The sequence below is a fragment of the Sphingomonas sp. S-NIH.Pt3_0716 genome, from assembly GCF_003950715.1.
GTDB lineage: Bacteria > Pseudomonadota > Alphaproteobacteria > Sphingomonadales > Sphingomonadaceae > Sphingobium > Sphingobium yanoikuyae_A.
The window spans coordinates 23215-38716 of record NZ_QLJK01000040.1 but is presented as its reverse complement, the minus strand read 5'-3'; the positions used below and the strand labels follow the sequence as shown (position 1 = coordinate 38716).

Genomic DNA, 15502 nt, shown 5'->3' with positions numbered 1-15502 from the left:
TCGCACTCGCCCACGGCCTCCACGCATCCCGCATCGATGGATCGCCGCTCATCTACAACCAAGAAGACACATACATGCCAGACCTCCTCATCTGTCGGCACGAACATGCCGACAGCGTGCTGGGGGCGCTGAAGGGCTAGGCGCGGGTCGTCAGTCCGGCACCGACATCGGCGCCCGCCCAGGCGCGCCAGCGACCGCCGTCGGGATCGACCGCCACCCGGTCCGCCAGGTCGAAGATCTTCACTGCCGGTCGATCGACATGATAGGCGGGCCAGTCAGGCTCGGGCGCGCCATGGCGGACGAAATGGGCGATATGATCGGTCATCCGCCGGCCGAGCGCCGCGCGGCGCCCGCGGATCGGCCCGCCACGGGCAAAGGCGGCGCGTAGGCCGCGCATCGGCCAGGTCAGGGTCAGGTCCAGCCCATGGGCCGCGCCAGCGATCGGATGGCGATAGTCGAAGCGATAGAACCAGGTCGGCGCCTGCCCCGACTGGCGATCGGCGAAATGGCGCGTCGGCATCAGGAAGGTGAGATCGGTGGCGAGCGCGCGGCGCCCCGCCTTGTCGCGCGGATAGGTAGCGAGGATGCGCGCGGCATGATCGGCCGGCAATTGGGCATGGAGCAAGGCTTCGAGTGCCGGCCAGTCGGTCGGCAATATGTCGCCAGGCATCAGTTCGAACAGGCGGATTTCCTCATGCGTGGCGCCGGCGAGCAACGGCACCGGCGCTGCCGGCTCCGCCACCGCATCCGCCAGCGAGGCCGGCAGCAGGTCGCCGTCGAACCAGGGGGCGGCGGGAATAGTGCCGGGATTGGCGCCGCCGGCCGCGCCCTGCGCCTCGAACAGACGGATGAGGTCCATGCTGCGCAGCGCGGCGAGATCGGGGTTGCCGAGCGCCGCCATATAATCGCGCGCCACCTGTTCGCTGCGGTCGCGGCCATGGATCAAGCTCACCGCGCCACTCTGCATGATCGCCCCGGCAAACAGGCCGCGCGCGGCAGGCGCATGGAGCAGCAGCGAGACCGACATGGAGCCGGCCGACTGGCCGCCGACCGTCACCCGCGCCGGATCGCCGCCGAAGGCCGCAATATTGTCGCGCACCCAGGCGAGCGCCGCAATCTGGTCGCGCAGGCCGAGATTGGAGGGGATGCCCGGCACGATCGCGCCGAAATTGACGAAGCCGAGTACGCCCAGCCGATAGTTGATGCTGACGACGATGATGTCGCCATCGCGCGCCAGGTAGCTGCCGTCATAGCTATGGCCGCCACCCGCGACGAAGGCGCCGCCGTGAATCCAGACATAGACCGGCAGCGGGCCGGTCGCGCCATCGGGCACATGGATGTTGAGCGACAGGCAATCCTCGGCGAAGTCAGGCATCGACAGCCGTGCCCGCTTCGCCTGATTGCCATACATTTGCGGACATTGCGGACCGGGACGTGATGCGTCGCGCACATCATTCCAGGGCGTCGGCGCCTCCGGCGCGGCAAAGCGGTCGGCCCGCGCATAGGGAACGCCGCGCCAGCATCGCACGCCGTTCGCCCGGATGCCGCGCACCGGCCCGGCCGTCGTCGTCACCGTCAATCCGTCCATGCCGCCCCTCCCGTCTTGCGGCGAAGATGCTAGGCGGCGCCGAATGAGGCGCCAACGCACGGGGCGCAGATAGCGGCGGGGCGATGCCCCTATCCGATCAGGGCTGCATCGACGGGGTGACGACCAGCCGGTCGAGAATTTCCGCCATGCGATCGAGCGGATAATCGGGTTCCTGCTGCAGCCACCAGGCGAGAATCTCGACCGTGGCGCTGACCGCGAAGACGATGCGCAGTTCATCGGGCAGCCAGCCGGCATCATGCGGCCTCTGCTGCGCCAGCTGGCGCGCCTGATCGGTAAATTCCTGCTTGAGCATGGTCGCCGCGCCGCCGGTCAGGAAGGCGGACCAGAGCGCGCGCCGTTCGGCGACATAAGCGAACAGGGTCATGCAGGACTGGCGCGCATCGTCGGCGAACAGGATCGGCAGCGCGCGTTGCAGCAGGTCGGCGATCTGTCCGGCCGCCAGATCGTGCAGCAGCGCATCCTTGGACGGATAATGGCGGAAGAAGGTGGCGTAGCCGACCTCCGCCTCGCGCGCGACCTCGCGGATCGTCACCTGATCATAGGGGCGGGTTTCCAGCAGGTGGAGCATCGCGTCGAGCAGCTGGCGGCGGGAGCGCAGCTGGCGCGCATCGGTCGGCAGATTATCCATCGGGGCCATGGCTTAGGGCCTTCGCACCCGCCTGAACAGAGGGGAGGATCGCCGGGCCGATGATCCGCCGCCGCCCCATTGCCCGGCGCCCCTGCCCGACTAGGGTCCGGCCCGACAGGAGAGGAAGCACGCCATGGACAACCGGATCGAGACGCTGATCGCCAGGGAAGAGATCAGGGAACTGGCCCAGCTCTATTCGCGCGGGGTCGACCGGCAGGATTTCGCGCTGATCCGGTCGCTCTATACCGACGACGCCACCGACAGCCATGGCGCCTATTATGACGGGCCGGTCGACGGCTATGTCGCCTTTCTCGAAGCGTCGCTGCCGCACATGCATATCGGCAATCATTTCGTCTGCAACCATCTGGTCAGTGTCGACGGCGATACCGGCGAAGGCGAGGTTTATGCCATTGCCTGGCACCTGATCCCCGACGGCAAGGGCGGGCTGCTGCACGATATCCAGGGGGTGCGCTATATCGACAGCTATCGCCGCGTCGATGGCCAGTGGCGCTTTGCCAAGCGGGTGGTGAGTTTCGACATGAAGCTGCTGCAACCGGCCGCCGACCATGGCGACAAGCCGGTGCCGGTGAAGGATCCCAGCTATGCGCTGCTGGCGCCGCTGTTTGCGCGCGGGGCCGGTCGGTAACGGCTTCGCCGCAGCGATGTCGCCGCCACTTCCTTGACAGTCAAATCAACAATCCTGTTGATGATAGCCAAGAAGAGGGGCGCGACAGGCGCCCGCTGGAGCGGATGATGGCCTTTTCGACGATCGACCTGACCGCGCGCATCGGCACCGAAATCCGGACCGACGCGGCAACCCTGGTGTCGGGCGCCCACGCCGACACGATCCTGGCGCTATTGCAGCAGCGCGGCGTGCTGATCGTGCGTGGGCTGCACATGAGTCGCGAAGATCAGCTGGCCTTTTCCCACACGCTGGGCCGGGTCCAGCCGCAGGGCGAAGGCGGCATCTTCAAGGTGACGATCGACCCCAAGGAGAATCCCGGCGCCGAATATATCAAGGGCGCCTTCTTCTGGCATATCGACGGGGCGAGCGACGATGTGCCCAATTTCGCCGCGACGCTGAACGCCAAGTCGCTGTCCAGGACCGGCGGCAGCACCTATTTCGCCAACACCTATGCCGCCTGGGACGATTTGCCCGACGAAGAGAAGGCGGCCTATGACGGGCTGCGCGTGGTCCACAGCTTCGAGACATCGCAGCGCTATGTGAACCCCGAACCCACCGTGGCGGAGCTGAATTTCTGGCAGATGCGCACGCCCAAGGTCCATCCTTTGGTCTGGACCCATGAGACCGGGCGCAAGTCGCTGGTGCTGGGGTCGACCGCCGACCATGTCGAGGGGATGGACCCGGCGCAGGGCCGCGTGCTGCTGTCCAGGCTGCGCGAATGGGCGATCCAGCCGCAATTCGTCTATCGCCATGACTGGACCGAGGGCGACCTGCTGATCTGGGACAATAGCGGCACGATGCACCGGGTCGATCCCTATCCGCTGGAAGAAAATCGGATGATGCACCGCACGACGATCGAGGCGATCGAACAACTGGTCGGCGCCTGAAAGCGACACCGAAATTGACATATAGGAAGGAATTGCGATGACGAGGTCTCTCAACGGCCGCACGGCCGTGGTCACGGGTGCAGGATCGGGCATTGGCCGCGCGATCGCGCTGCGCCTGGCCGAAGATACGGCGAAGATCGCGGTGTGGGACATTAATGGCGACGGCGCGGCCGAGACCGTCAAGCTGATCGAGGCGGCCGGCGGCACCGCCATCGCCATCACCGTCGACTGTTCGGACAAGGCGGCGATCCATGCGGCGGCGGAAGAGACGCGCGCCAAGCTGGGGCCGATCGCGATCCTGGTGAACAATGCCGGCATCGCCCCCTTCACCCCGTTCATGGACATTGACGACGACCTGTTCGACAAGGTCATCCACATCAACCTGCGCGGCCCCTATCTGCTAACCAAGGAAGTGCTGCCCGACATGCTGGCCGCCGGCTGGGGTCGGGTGATCAACATCACCTCCTCCTCGGTCCAGTCGGGCTCCTTCGCCCAGGGCCATTATGTCTCGTCCAAGGGTGGCCTGATGGGCATGACCAAGGCGCTGGCGCTGGAATTCGCGCCGAGCGGCGTGACCTTCAACATGGTGCCCCCCGGCTTCATCGACACGCCGATGCTGCGCGCCGCACCGATCGATGCCGACGCCTTTGCCCAGACGCTGCCGATGAAGCGGATCGGCAAGCCCGAGGATATCGCCGCCGCCTGCGCCTATCTGGCGTCGGAGGAAGCCAGCTACATCACCGGCCAGACGATCAGCACCAATGGCGGCCGCTATATGGGGTCGCATTAAGAGTTTGCTGGAAAATGCGCGGAAAAACGCATTTTCAAGAGGCCGCACCGGCCCACACCCCCACCCGACCACCCAGCTATGATATCCTGATGGGCGGTCGGGTGGGGTTCAAACGAGTCACGTGCCTCGTTTGAAGGCCGGTGCAGACGCGCCGAAGGCGCCAGACGAAAGCGCCAGACGCTTGCATGGGCGGCCCGGCCATTTATGCTCCAGCCATGGTCCAGAAACGTCGCGTCGGCGCCGAAAGCTCCGAAACCCGCGCCCGGATCGTGGAGGCCACCGAACAGGTGATCCGCGACGAAGGCTATGCCGCCGCCAGTTCGCGCCGGGTGGCGCTGCGCGCCGAGCTGCCGCCCTCGCTGGTCCATTATTATTTCCCGACCACCGACGACCTGCTGCTGGCGGTGTTCCGCCGCGGCGCCGAACAGAGCGACGCGATGATCGAGGCGGCGCTGACCAGCGCCGATCCGGTGCGGGCACTGTGGCGCTTCTTCTCCGACCCCAGCCGCAACGCGCTGGCGATGGAATTTGTCGCCATGGCCAATCATCGCAAGGCGATCCGTGCCGAGATCGCCCGCCACAGCGAAGCGATGCGAGATCGCCAGGCGCAGTTGATGGAGCAGTTGCTGGGCGATCGACTCGCCGATCACAAGGTGACGGCGGCGGGCCTCAGCCTGTTGCTCGCGGCGGTCGGCCGCACCCTGGTGATGGAAGCCGACATGGGGGTCGCGAGCGGGCATGCCGACGCGCGCGCTTCCGTCGAGGCGCTATTGGACGAATTGCTGCCGCCCGAAAAATGAGAGGCATTGACTTTTCCATGCAGGCGTGTTGAACATGTGTTCAAACGCGCAGGGATGCATAGGAGAGCAAGGCATGTCCGCCACCACCATTACCCGTTTCGTGCATGAAGATATCAAGCCGAGCATCGGCAGCCGCATCCTCAACAGCAAGGAGGAGCTGCTGGCCGGCGAGCTGGCGCCGCAGATCCGCGAGCTGCTGGAACAGCGCGGCGTGCTGGTCTTCCCGAAGATCGACTTCACCGACGAGGAACAGATCGCCTTCACCAAGACGCTGGGCGCGTTCGCACCCGAGCATCGCGGTGGCGAGGAAATCCACAAGATCACCCTCGACGTGAAGGAAAATCCGCAGAGCGCCGAATATCTCAAGGGCTCGCTCTACTGGCATATCGACGGCACGATGAACGATGTGCCGATCCTCGCCTCCTTGCTGTCGTGCAAGGTGCCCGCGACCTGGGGCGGCAATACCGGTTTCTGCAACACCTATGCCGCCTATGAGGCGCTGACCGACGAACAGAAGGCGGAGTATGAGACGCTGCGCGTGATCCACTCGGTCTGGGCGACGGTCTTCTATTATGAGCCCGAACCCAGCCTCGCCAAGCTGAAGGGCATGCGCCAGGTCGGCGAGAATGAGCTGCCGCTGGTGTGGAACCACAAGTCGGGCCGCAAGTCGCTGGTGCTGGGCTGCACCGCCCAGCGGGTCAAGGATCTCGATCCCTATGACAGCGCCGAAATCCTGGTTGGGCTGCGCGAATGGGCGACCCGCGAGGAATTCAGCTACAGCCATGAATGGAGCGTCGGCGACCTGGTCATCTGGGACAATACCGGCACCATGCACCGGGCCGAGAAATATGATCCCGACTGCAACCGGATGATGCACCGCACCAAGCTGCAGGGCGAAGAACCCTTCGAATAAGGATCGGCCCCACGGCCTTTCCACGCCCGCCACCCAACCGGGTTGGCGGGCGTTTTGCCCTGCCCTCGGAGCATCGTCATGACCACCCCGCTGACCTTCGGCTATCTCTATGATTTCCGGAACCCGCCCCAATGGGAACGACGCCCGGCCGATCTCTATGCCGAGATATTGGATTTCGTCGCCTGGAGCGAGACGGCAGGCTTTGCCGGTGCCTGGGTGCCCGAACATCATGGCGCGCAGGATGGCTATATGCCCGCGCCCAATGTCGCGCTGGCGGCGATCGCGGCGCGGACCAGCCGGATCAAATTGGGATCGGCGATCGCGCTGGCCCCGCTCTATCATCCGGTCCGCTTTGCCGAGGAATGCGCGGTGCTGGATATCCTGTCCGACGGTCGGCTGGAGATGGCGCTGGCGATCGGCTACCGCCGCCGCGAGACTCAGGCCTATGGCGTCGATTTCGGCAAGCGCGGCGCGCGCTTCGATGAGTTCCTCGCGATCGTCCAGCAACTCTGGGCCGGCGAGACGGTCGATTTTACCGGGCAGCATTACAGCATCGCCAGCGCGTCCCTACGCCCGGCCGCGCCGCGCGGCCGCATCCCCCTCTATATTGGCGGCTTTGCTGAAAAGGCGCTGGCGCGGGTGGCGAAATATGCCGACGGCTATTTCGGCAATGAGGAGGTATGCGGCCTCTATGCGGACAAGCTGCGCGCCGAGGGGAAAGACCCGGCCGCCGCGCGCATCCGCATCCAGAGCCTGTTCACCCTGGTCGCCGAAGACCCCGAGGCGGCGATGGCGGAGATGGCCCCCTATTTCCACCATGTGAACGAGACTTACGGCGCCTGGCTGGCCGAGGATCAGGCATCGGGCATCGACAAGGTGGCGCTGAAACCCATGTCGCTCGACGCCTTCAAGCGCAGCGGCATCCTGCAGATCCTGACACCCGACGCCGCGATCGACCATTTCCGCGCAATGCAGCAGCGCATCAATGTCGAGCATATCATGATGATGCTGCCGCCCGGCCTGCCGCCGGCAAAATTCCAGCCCTATGCCCAGCTGTTCGCCGACAGGGTGATGCCCGCCTTCTGAAGGGCGGCGTCAGTTCCCCTGCAAGGCGCGGCGCAGCGCCGCGAGGCGCAGCGCCTGGAGCGCCTGCATCTGCGGCGTATCGGGCCCGGCCAGGCCGAAGCCATGATAGGCGCCGGGCGTGACATGCAGCTCGATCGCGATGCCGAGGGCCAGCAGCCGCCGGGCAAAATCGATATCCTCCTCCAGGAACAGGTCGAGCGCGCCGACACTGATGAAGGCAGGCGGCAGGCCGGACAGGTCGGCGCAGCGGGCCGGCACGGCATCGCTCGGGACATGGTCGGTCCCCGCTTCCTGCCCGAGCAGCGCGCCCCAGCCATAGCGGTTCTGCGCCGGGGTCCAGACGAACCGGCCGGTGACGGGGTGGAGCGCCGCACTGCTGCCGGTGCGATCGTCCAGCATCGGCGCGTCGAGCAGCATGAAGCAGATCGGATAGGCGCCAAGGTCGCGGGCATGGATCGCCAGCGCCACGGCATGGCCGCCGCCCGCGCTCTCGCCGCCGATGGCGATGCGGCTGGGGTCGATGCCCAACACGTCGGCCTGGTCATGCAGCCAGGCGAGCGCGGCGTAGCAATCGTCGCGGGCGCCGGGGAACGGGGTTTCGGGCGCCAGCCGATAATCGACCGACAGGACGACACAGCCCAGTTGCGCCACCCACGCCCGGTTGGACAGGTCGCTCATGTCGGCCATGCCGAGCACGAAGCCGCCGCCATGGATATGAAGATAGGCCGGCCGCCGCGCGTCGCCAATCGCCTCGGCCGGGCGATAGAGCAGGCAGCGGACATCGGGCGATCCGGGCGCACCGGGCAGGAAGACTTCTTCCCGCTGCACGGCAGCCAGCGCATCGGGCATTGGTTCTGCTGGGCGGTTGGCAAAGGGCTGGCGGAAGGCGGCGATAGTCTGGTCGCTGAGCTCGAGCGGCGAGAAGAGGTCGAGCGCCGCGCGCAATTCGGGGGCCACCAGTTGCCGCGCCTCGTCCATCGTCCCGTTCCTCTATTGTGCGTCGCGCGGCCGGCCATAGGCGGCGCCATCGAAATGGTCGAGCGGCACCAGGGGTTCGGCGGTGAAGTCGATCACCCGGCCGACGCGCTGCGCCTTGACCGCATTTTCCGGCTGGAAGGTGAAGCAGTTGGGTGGCACGCGGGTCGCGGTCGATTGCCGCTCCATCGGGATCAGCCGGCCATTGGCGAGGATCGTGCCCCATTGCAGCAGCCGGGCGGCCTCGCGTCGGGGTTCTTCCAGCGCATCGATCCACGGCCGCAGCTTCATCAGCGACTGGCCGGCAATGTCGGCTGGCGCGGTCATGACATGGCTGCGATGGGCGACCTGCAGCAGCGGTACGCCGTCGCGCCTGATTTCCGCGACCGCCTCGCCTTCGAGCGGATCACAGGCCAATATCTCATAGCGGGTCGGCGCTGCGTCGCCAGCGTGCGCCGCAGCCAGCACGGCCAGGTCGTGCAAATGGGTGCAGTTCGCCTTCTTCTCGCCGCGCGCCGCCGCCTCAGTCAGCGCGACACCGGTGAAGGTCGCCTGCAGCACCGCCGGCGCACCCGGACAGGTGGTCCAGGGCACCCGCTCCATGATCGCGTCGACGCCGCTGATGCGCGCGCCGTCATGATGCAGGAGGACGGCCATGCTATGATAATCATCCTCGACCGCGGCGGTCACCCGGCCGGGCAGCGGCGTCACCAGGAAGCGACGGCGAAAGCCGGGCAGCATGTCCAGCATGCCGCTGTCCATCGCGATCAATCCCTTGCGAGCAGCAGCGCCGCCGCCATGGGGCCGCCGCCCGATGTCGCCACGGCGACCTTCGGGTCGCCGGCGATCTGCCTTTCGCCGCCCTCGCCGCGCAACTGCACCACCGATTCATAGGCAAAGCCGAAGCCGTGCAGCCGGCCCCAGCCAAGCTGGCCGCCGCCGGTATTCATCGGCAATTCGCCGTCGAGCGCGATGCGCTTGCCGCCTTCGAGGAACTGGCCGCCCTCGCCGACATCGCAGAAGCCCAGCCCTTCGAGCCAGGTGATCGGCTGGAAGGCGAAGCCGTCATAAAATTGGACGGTATCGACATCCTTGGCCGTGTAGTCCGTGTTGTTCCAAAGGTCGCGCCCGGTCGGATAGGCGCTCGCCCATTCGGCCTGGTCCCAGCTGTAGCGCTCGACCGATCCGGCGCTGGCGGCGATGCGGATCGGCGTCGTCTTCACCTCGTCCAGCGCATCGCCCGCCGACACGATCAGTACGGTCGAGGCATCGGTGAAACGATCGCAATCATAGAGGCAGAAGGGCGAACTGATCATCCGCGCCGCCATATACTCGTCCATGGTCAGCGGCTTCTTGACGATCGCGCGCGGGTTGCGCGCGGCATTGGCATGATCGTTCAGCGCCACCTGGGCGAGCTGTTCGCGGGTCAGGCCATAGCGCTTCATGTGGCGCATCGCGAATTGCGCGGTCCAGTTGGCGGCCGAAAAGGCGCCGAAGGGCGAGACCCATTGCGAATTGCCCGACACATCCTTGCGCCGTTCCATCGGCGGAAATTCTTCGGGGCGGGCCAGCGCCGCCGCCTCATAGACGGTACGGAAACACAGGACATGGCGGGCAAGGCCGGCCTTCACCGCCATCGCCGCCTCGGCGATCGCGCCCAGCTGCGCCGTCGCCTCGGCCGCGCCGATATGCCAGCGTGTGTTGAGGCCCAATATCTCGATCACATCGTCGGAGCTGACCGGCGAGAAGCCGAGGAAGGTCGACATCTTGCCGGGATAGGTGGCGACACCATCGATCTGGTCGAGGGTCAGGCCGGCGTCGGCGATCGCCTCGCGCACGGCGTCCAGTGTCAGGCCCAGCGGCGACCGGGTCAGCCGCACGCCGACCTCCGACATGCCGATGCCGGTAATATAGGCTTCGCGCGCCATGCTCATGCAACTTTCTCGAACAGGGGGAACCAGATGCCGTCCTGCTCCTCGAAGACGACGCGGACGCGGTCATCCATGTCGACGGCATCGACCGGGCAGTTGACGATATTGGTGGTCAGATAGACGCCGGGCACATCGTCGAGCCGGACACGGGCGATGACGAAGGGCACCTCCATATCCTTGGCCCAGGCCTGATAGTTGATGGTGTAGGTGTCGACCGCGCCGGTGCCGGCGACCGCATGGGGGCCGACATTTTCCGACTGGCAATGACGGCAAATCTCGCGCGGCGGATGGGTGAACTGGCCGCAGTCGTCGCAGCGGGTGATGTTGAGCTTCCCCTCCGCCCCGCCGGTCCAGAAGGCGCGATTTTCCCGGTCGAGGCGCGGGCGCGAACGTTGCCAGACCATCAGACGTCCCAGACCAGGTTCAGGCTTTCGATGCCGATCACATGGCCGCCATGGAAGACCGTCGGCTTGTCGGGATCGAGCCGGAATTCGGGCAGGCGCGCCAGCATCTCCTCATAAAGAACCTGCAATTCGACGCGCGCCAGGTGGGAACCCAGGCAGCGGTGCGGGCCGACGCCAAAGGCGATGTGAACGTTGTTCTCGCGATCAAGATCATAGCTGTCGGGCTGCGGGAATTCCTTCGCATCCAGATCGGCGGCGGGCAGGAACAGCTTGAGCATGTCGCCGGGCATCATCTTGGCCCCGGCCAGTTCGGCCGGCCTCTTGATCACCCGCATCGGCACGGTGAAGGTATAGCGGCGCAGCATTTCCTCGGCGGCTTCCGCCACCAGCTTGGGCTCGGCCCGCAACTTCGCCTGCAATGGCAGGTCGAGCGCCAGGCCGCGCATGGCCAGGCCCATGCCGTTCATCACCGTGTCGAGGCCGGCGATGAACAGCAGCACACCGTAATTCTCCATGTCGGCAAGCGTGCTCGGCTGGCCGTCCACCTCCAGCTTCCACAGCATGGAGATGATATCGTCCTTCGGATTATCCCTGCGCTCCAGCACGGTATCGCGCATCGCTGCGGCAATGCGCTGCAAGCGGCGCATGGAGCCTTCGCGATCGGTATCGATCGCCTCCATATGCTCCTTCACGATCTGGCGATATTCCGGCAGCCGTTCGAGCGGCAGGCCCAGCATCTTGAGGAAGACCTGCACCGGCAGCGGCTCGGCCACCGTGCTCATGAACTCGCACTGACCATCGGCCTTGATCGCGTCGATCAGTTCGCCCGCCAGTTCGCGGATGCTGTCCTTCAAGGCCGCGATCGTCTTGGGCGAGAAGACCTTCTGCAGCGGCTGGCGATATTTGGTGTGCTCGGGCGGATCGAGCGTGATCGGGATCGGCTGCGGGATATGCGGCGCACCCGGCGGCAACGAGGCGAGCAGCGCCTTCATCTTGTCGGCCGGCACGAACTCGCTGGAATAGGTTTCGGTATCGCGCGACGCTTCATAATTGGCGGCGTGGGTCAGCGCGACCCAGCCGCCGCCATTGCGCGGCGTCCAGAAGACCGGCGGCGCCGTCTTCAGCAGGTCGAGGATGCGCGCATGCGGATCGGCCAGCAGGCCCGGATCGGCATGGACATCGAAATCATAGACGAGCGCGTCGGGCACATGGGCCGGCTGTGGCGCGGCGGGGCTCAAGGTGGCGTGGGCCATGATTCTCTCCGTCTTCCCTGCTGGGGCGGGCGCGTGCAGGACGCGTCCCTTCTTGTCGGACCCGTTTTGCCCAGCGGCCCGGCAAAGGCAAAGGGGCTGGGTGCGGCAATGCCAGATAACGCACCGACGATCCGCGCCGCGGCTCCGTATCGCGATGGCGATTGTGCCGGGCGCCACGTTGATCGGGGCCGTAATCTCCTTTCTAAGGAAGGTCAGAATAGCCGGAGAGGGCAGATGAGAATCCGCATCGAAAAGTCAGGCTGCGTGGGCAATGCCCGCTGCGCCGCCGTGTCCGAGGACATGTATCCGCTGGACGAGGACGGCTATATCGCGACCGAGGGTTTCGACGTGGCGGACGGCGAGCAGCAGACCGCCAAGCGCGGCGCGCGCGCCTGCCCCGAACGCATCATCGTCGTCGAGGAAGATGATGGCAGCATCAGCTGGCCGCCCAAGGCCAAGGCATAATCAGAGAATCCGGGAGAGCGAGATGAGCGACATTTTGGGCTATAAGGGCAAGCGCGTGATCGTGAGCGGCTGCTTCTCCGGCATGGGGGAGGCGACCGCCAAGCTGCTGCTGGAGCTGGGCGCCGAGGTCCATGGCCTGGACTTCAGGGACAGCAGCCTGCCGCTCGCCTCCTTCACCAATGTCGACCTGCGCGACCCGGCCTCGATCGAGGCGGCGGTGGCCGGCATCGGCGGCAAGGTGGATGCGCTGTTCAACTGCGCCGGCCTGCCCCAGTCCTTCCCGCCGCTCGACGTCATGAAGGTGAACTTCATCGGCCTGCGCCACCTGACCGAACAGGTATTGCCGCTGATGGGACCGGGCGGCGCGATCGCCAGCATCGCCTCCACCGGCGGGCTGGGCTGGAGCCGCCGCATCCCGACCAACATGGAATTCGTCACCACCAAGGGTTATGACGCCGCCGTCGCCTGGTGCGAGGCGCATCTCGAGGACGTGGTCAAGGAAGGCTACAGCTTCTCCAAGGAGAATGTGATCGTCTGGACCCAGTATATGGGCGCGCATCTCATCAAGAAGGGCATTCGCATCAACTGCACCCTGCCCTCGCCCACCCAGACGCCGATGATGGCGACGTTCGAGGCCGCGTCCGGCAAGGATGTGGTCGCCGCCGCCGCCGAGCCGATGGGCCGTTACTCGACCCCGGCCGAGCAGGCGGGCGGCATCGTCCTGCTGAACAGCGATCTGGCCGGCATCGTCAATGGCGTGGTCTTCCCGGTCGATGGCGGCTTCATGGGCGGCGTCGCCACTGGCCAGGTGGATCTCAGCGTCATGATGCGGCGTTCGGCGCCCGCCGAGGCCTGACCCCATGAATTTCGACCTGACCGACGATCAGGAGATGATGCGCGACATGTTCGCGCGCTTCCTGGACGAACATAGCAGCATGGCGCGGGTCCGCGCCGCCGCGCCGACCGGCTTCGACCCCGCTTTGTGGCAGGGGCTGGCGGAACTGGGCGCGCTGTCGATCCGCGTGCCCGAAGAGGCCGGGGGCCTGGGCCTCGGCCTGTTCGACGCGACCATCCTGATGGAGGAAGCGGGCCGGACACTGGCATCGGGGCCTCTGGCCGAAGCGCTGGTGGCGGCGCGCTTGCTGGCGCAACTGGACGGCGAGGCGACGGCCGACCTGCTCGGCCGGGTGCTGGCGGGCGATGCGGTCGCCAGCTTCGCCTTCGAGGATATGGCGGATACGCCGGTGCAGTGGATCGGCGGCGGTCTGGTGGCCGAAACGGTGCTGGCCCGGTCGGGCGACGACATCATCCTCGTCACCGTGCCCGCAGAGGTGCGCAAGGCGGAGGATAATCTGGCCTCCACCCCGATCGCGGAGATCGACCTGTCGGCGCATCCGCGCACGGTGCTGGCATCGGGTGCCGAGGCGCTGGCGACCTTCGCCGCCGGGATCGAGGAATGGAAGCTGCTGATCGCCGCCGGTCTGGCCGGCATCGGCCGCGAGGCATTGAAGCTTGCCGCCGCTTATGCCTGCGAGCGCAAGCAGTTCGACCAATATATCGGCCAGTTCCAGGCCATTTCCCATCCGCTGGCCGACATTCTCTGCGAGATCGACGGCGGCAAGTTCCTGGTGTGGAAGGCGATCCGCGACCTGGCCGATGGCGCACCCGAAGCCGGGGGCGCGATCTCGATCGCCGCCTGGTGGAACGCCAACAGCGCGGCCAAGGCAGTGGCGCAATCGCTCCACACCTTCGGCGGCTATGGCCTCACCACCGAATATGACATCTTCCTCTATAATCTGCGGGCCAAGGCCTGGCCGCTGATCGGCGGCGATCCGCAGCGCTGGCTCGATGAGGCCGGACGCCGGCTCTACGCCGATGAGGCCGCCGCCCTGCCCGACGCCGGGCCGATGCCGGTCGATTTCGACCTGGGCGAAGCCGCGCAGACGATCAAGGACGAGATCAACGCCTTCTTCGCCGCCAATGTGACGCCGGAGATGCGGGCGACTTTCCACTATAGCTGGGAGGGCTATAACCCCGAACTCAACCGCAAGCTGGCGGCGCAGAATCTCCTCTATCTCGGCCTGCCCAAAGATGTCGGCGGTCGTGGCCTGTCCGCCTATGAAAAGACGGCGGCGATGGATGCGTTCGAGGAGCAGGGATATAATAACCCTGCCGCCAATGTGACGCAGATGGTGTCGCTCATCATCCATCGCTTTGGCACCGACGAACTCAAGCAGGCGGTGCTGCCAGAAATCATGCGCGGCGAGGTGATCTGTTCGCTCGGCTATTCCGAACCCGGATCGGGCTCCGACGTGTTCGCGGCGCAATGCCGTGCGACGCAGGAAGCCGACGGCAGCTGGCGGATCGACGGCACCAAGATGTTCACCTCGGGCGCGAACCTCTCCACCTATGTGCTGATGCTCTGCCGCACCAATCCGGATGTGGCCAAGCATAAGGGCCTCACCATGTTCATCGTGCCGCTGAAGGCCGATGGCGTAACGGTGCAGCCGGTCCACACCTTCCAGGACGAGCGCACCAACATCACCTTCTACGATGGCGTGCGCATCCCCGACAGCTGGCGACTGGGCGAAATCGACGGCGGCGTGCGCACCATGAGTGCCAGCCTGGAGCTGGAACATGGCGGCGGCTTTGCCAAATATCAGCGCAAGATGCTGCAGGCCGGCGAAGCGCTGTGCCGGGACGTTATCCACAGGGGCAGGCCGCTGATCGAGGATGTCGGCGCACAGGCGCGGCTGGCCCGCACCGCCGCCAATCTGTGGGCGTCGGAACTGATTACCTATCGCGCCCAATGGGTCATGTCGGAAAAGAAGCCGAACCATGCCTATGGCCCGATGGCCAAGATGTTCAGTTCGGAGAAGTTCCTGACCGACGCGCGCGACCTGCTCGATCTTACCGCCCCGGCCTCGCTGTCCAAGCGCAAGGGGCCGGCGGAGGAGATCAACATGTTCTATCGCCACGCCCAGGGATCGACCATCTATGGCGGCACCAGCGAGGTGCATCGCAGCATGATCGCGGAAAAGGGCCTGGGCCTGCCGCGCACCCGCGCCTGAGGAAG

General features: G+C 66.0%; 16 protein-coding genes and 1 pseudogene. 10 read left to right on the top strand and 7 right to left on the bottom strand.

All coding sequences use genetic code 11. The features are described 5' to 3' along the window. Positions 1–140 (top strand): annotated as a pseudogene (locus tag BRX37_RS27470) (3'(2'),5'-bisphosphate nucleotidase CysQ); the annotation flags it as partial. On the opposite strand, the gene BRX37_RS23250 reads toward BRX37_RS27470, so the two are convergent. Continuing rightward, positions 137–1588, bottom strand: coding sequence for a carboxylesterase/lipase family protein (locus tag BRX37_RS23250; protein WP_125989669.1), 1452 nt, complete (start codon positions 1586–1588; stop codon positions 137–139). The pseudogene BRX37_RS27470 and the gene BRX37_RS23250 sit on opposite strands and share 4 nt — an antisense overlap. 97 nt (positions 1589–1685) lie before the next feature. Next, entirely contained in the window at positions 1686–2246 is a 561-nt protein-coding gene (locus tag BRX37_RS23245) for a TetR/AcrR family transcriptional regulator (RefSeq protein ID WP_037512969.1), read from the bottom strand. Positions 2247–2370: 124 nt separating this feature from the next. Here BRX37_RS23245 and BRX37_RS23240 point away from each other — a divergent pair, with 124 nt between their 5' ends. From BRX37_RS23240 to BRX37_RS23215, 6 genes are all read left to right on the top strand, one after another. Further along, positions 2371–2883 carry a nuclear transport factor 2 family protein gene (locus BRX37_RS23240; RefSeq protein ID WP_125989667.1) on the top strand — a complete coding sequence of 171 codons (513 nt, stop codon included), beginning with the start codon at positions 2371–2373 and terminating at the stop codon, positions 2881–2883. A 104-nt stretch (positions 2884–2987) separates the two neighbouring features. Beyond that, on the top strand, positions 2988–3809 hold the full coding sequence (locus BRX37_RS23235; protein WP_206434215.1) for a TauD/TfdA dioxygenase family protein: 822 nt from the start codon (positions 2988–2990) through the stop codon (positions 3807–3809). 37 nt (positions 3810–3846) lie between these two features. Next, positions 3847–4599, top strand: a complete 753-nt coding sequence (locus BRX37_RS23230) for an SDR family NAD(P)-dependent oxidoreductase (protein WP_026109319.1) — start codon at positions 3847–3849, stop codon at positions 4597–4599. Between the two features lie 215 nt (positions 4600–4814). Continuing rightward, positions 4815–5399 carry a TetR/AcrR family transcriptional regulator gene (locus BRX37_RS23225; protein WP_230588698.1) on the top strand — a complete coding sequence of 195 codons (585 nt, stop codon included), beginning with the start codon at positions 4815–4817 and terminating at the stop codon, positions 5397–5399. A 73-nt stretch (positions 5400–5472) separates the two neighbouring features. Beyond that, positions 5473–6312, top strand: coding sequence for a TauD/TfdA dioxygenase family protein (locus BRX37_RS23220; protein ID WP_037512962.1), 840 nt, complete (start codon positions 5473–5475; stop codon positions 6310–6312). A gap of 78 nt (positions 6313–6390) precedes the next feature. Then, positions 6391–7398 (top strand): LLM class flavin-dependent oxidoreductase, encoded by a 1008-nt coding sequence (locus BRX37_RS23215; RefSeq protein ID WP_125989665.1) that lies wholly within the window; start codon positions 6391–6393, stop codon positions 7396–7398. A 9-nt stretch (positions 7399–7407) separates the two neighbouring features. On the opposite strand, the gene BRX37_RS23210 is transcribed toward BRX37_RS23215, so the two are convergent. The 5 genes from BRX37_RS23210 to BRX37_RS23190 are packed head-to-tail and all read right to left on the bottom strand — an operon-like array spanning position 7408 to position 11961. After that, positions 7408–8376 carry an alpha/beta hydrolase gene (locus tag BRX37_RS23210; RefSeq protein ID WP_125989662.1) on the bottom strand — a complete coding sequence of 323 codons (969 nt, stop codon included), beginning with the start codon at positions 8374–8376 and terminating at the stop codon, positions 7408–7410. Positions 8377–8388: 12 nt separating this feature from the next. Then, positions 8389–9135 carry a DUF2889 domain-containing protein gene (locus BRX37_RS23205; RefSeq protein WP_125989660.1) on the bottom strand — a complete coding sequence of 249 codons (747 nt, stop codon included), beginning with the start codon at positions 9133–9135 and terminating at the stop codon, positions 8389–8391. A 5-nt stretch (positions 9136–9140) separates the two neighbouring features. Further along, positions 9141–10307 carry a thiolase family protein gene (locus BRX37_RS23200; RefSeq protein ID WP_125989658.1) on the bottom strand — a complete coding sequence of 389 codons (1167 nt, stop codon included), beginning with the start codon at positions 10305–10307 and terminating at the stop codon, positions 9141–9143. After that, a complete protein-coding gene (locus tag BRX37_RS23195) occupies positions 10304–10708 on the bottom strand; it encodes a Zn-ribbon domain-containing OB-fold protein (protein WP_007712431.1) in 405 nt (134 codons plus the stop codon). The genes BRX37_RS23200 and BRX37_RS23195 overlap by 4 nt, the downstream gene beginning before the upstream one ends. Then, on the bottom strand, positions 10708–11961 hold the full coding sequence (locus tag BRX37_RS23190; protein ID WP_125989656.1) for a cytochrome P450: 1254 nt from the start codon (positions 11959–11961) through the stop codon (positions 10708–10710). Before BRX37_RS23190 ends, BRX37_RS23195 begins: the two co-directional genes overlap by 1 nt. Before the next feature lie 234 nt (positions 11962–12195). Between BRX37_RS23190 and BRX37_RS23185 the strand changes: the two genes are divergently transcribed. Genes BRX37_RS23185 through BRX37_RS23175 form a run of 3 tightly spaced genes read left to right on the top strand, consistent with a single transcriptional unit; the run spans position 12196 to position 15497 of the window. After that, entirely contained in the window at positions 12196–12426 is a 231-nt protein-coding gene (locus BRX37_RS23185; RefSeq protein ID WP_004209034.1) for a ferredoxin, read from the top strand. A gap of 22 nt (positions 12427–12448) precedes the next feature. Further along, a complete protein-coding gene (locus tag BRX37_RS23180) occupies positions 12449–13282 on the top strand; it encodes a coniferyl-alcohol dehydrogenase (protein WP_125989654.1) in 834 nt (277 codons plus the stop codon). A gap of 4 nt (positions 13283–13286) precedes the next feature. Next, positions 13287–15497 (top strand): acyl-CoA dehydrogenase family protein, encoded by a 2211-nt coding sequence (locus BRX37_RS23175; RefSeq protein WP_125989652.1) that lies wholly within the window; start codon positions 13287–13289, stop codon positions 15495–15497. The last annotated feature ends 5 nt before the right edge of the window (positions 15498–15502 follow it).

Coding starts and splice junctions, on each gene's coding strand:
- BRX37_RS23250 (WP_125989669.1), bottom strand. CDS start 1,588: ATGGACGGATTGACGGTGACGACGACGGCCGGGCCGGTGCGCGGCATC.
- BRX37_RS23245 (WP_037512969.1), bottom strand. CDS start 2,246: ATGGCCCCGATGGATAATCTGCCGACCGATGCGCGCCAGCTGCGCTCC.
- BRX37_RS23240 (WP_125989667.1), top strand. CDS start 2,371: ATGGACAACCGGATCGAGACGCTGATCGCCAGGGAAGAGATCAGGGAA.
- BRX37_RS23235 (WP_206434215.1), top strand. CDS start 2,988: ATGATGGCCTTTTCGACGATCGACCTGACCGCGCGCATCGGCACCGAA.
- BRX37_RS23230 (WP_026109319.1), top strand. CDS start 3,847: ATGACGAGGTCTCTCAACGGCCGCACGGCCGTGGTCACGGGTGCAGGA.
- BRX37_RS23225 (WP_230588698.1), top strand. CDS start 4,815: ATGGTCCAGAAACGTCGCGTCGGCGCCGAAAGCTCCGAAACCCGCGCC.
- BRX37_RS23220 (WP_037512962.1), top strand. CDS start 5,473: ATGTCCGCCACCACCATTACCCGTTTCGTGCATGAAGATATCAAGCCG.
- BRX37_RS23215 (WP_125989665.1), top strand. CDS start 6,391: ATGACCACCCCGCTGACCTTCGGCTATCTCTATGATTTCCGGAACCCG.
- BRX37_RS23210 (WP_125989662.1), bottom strand. CDS start 8,376: ATGGACGAGGCGCGGCAACTGGTGGCCCCCGAATTGCGCGCGGCGCTC.
- BRX37_RS23205 (WP_125989660.1), bottom strand. CDS start 9,135: ATGGACAGCGGCATGCTGGACATGCTGCCCGGCTTTCGCCGTCGCTTC.
- BRX37_RS23200 (WP_125989658.1), bottom strand. CDS start 10,307: ATGAGCATGGCGCGCGAAGCCTATATTACCGGCATCGGCATGTCGGAG.
- BRX37_RS23195 (WP_007712431.1), bottom strand. CDS start 10,708: ATGGTCTGGCAACGTTCGCGCCCGCGCCTCGACCGGGAAAATCGCGCC.
- BRX37_RS23190 (WP_125989656.1), bottom strand. CDS start 11,961: ATGGCCCACGCCACCTTGAGCCCCGCCGCGCCACAGCCGGCCCATGTG.
- BRX37_RS23185 (WP_004209034.1), top strand. CDS start 12,196: ATGAGAATCCGCATCGAAAAGTCAGGCTGCGTGGGCAATGCCCGCTGC.
- BRX37_RS23180 (WP_125989654.1), top strand. CDS start 12,449: ATGAGCGACATTTTGGGCTATAAGGGCAAGCGCGTGATCGTGAGCGGC.
- BRX37_RS23175 (WP_125989652.1), top strand. CDS start 13,287: ATGAATTTCGACCTGACCGACGATCAGGAGATGATGCGCGACATGTTC.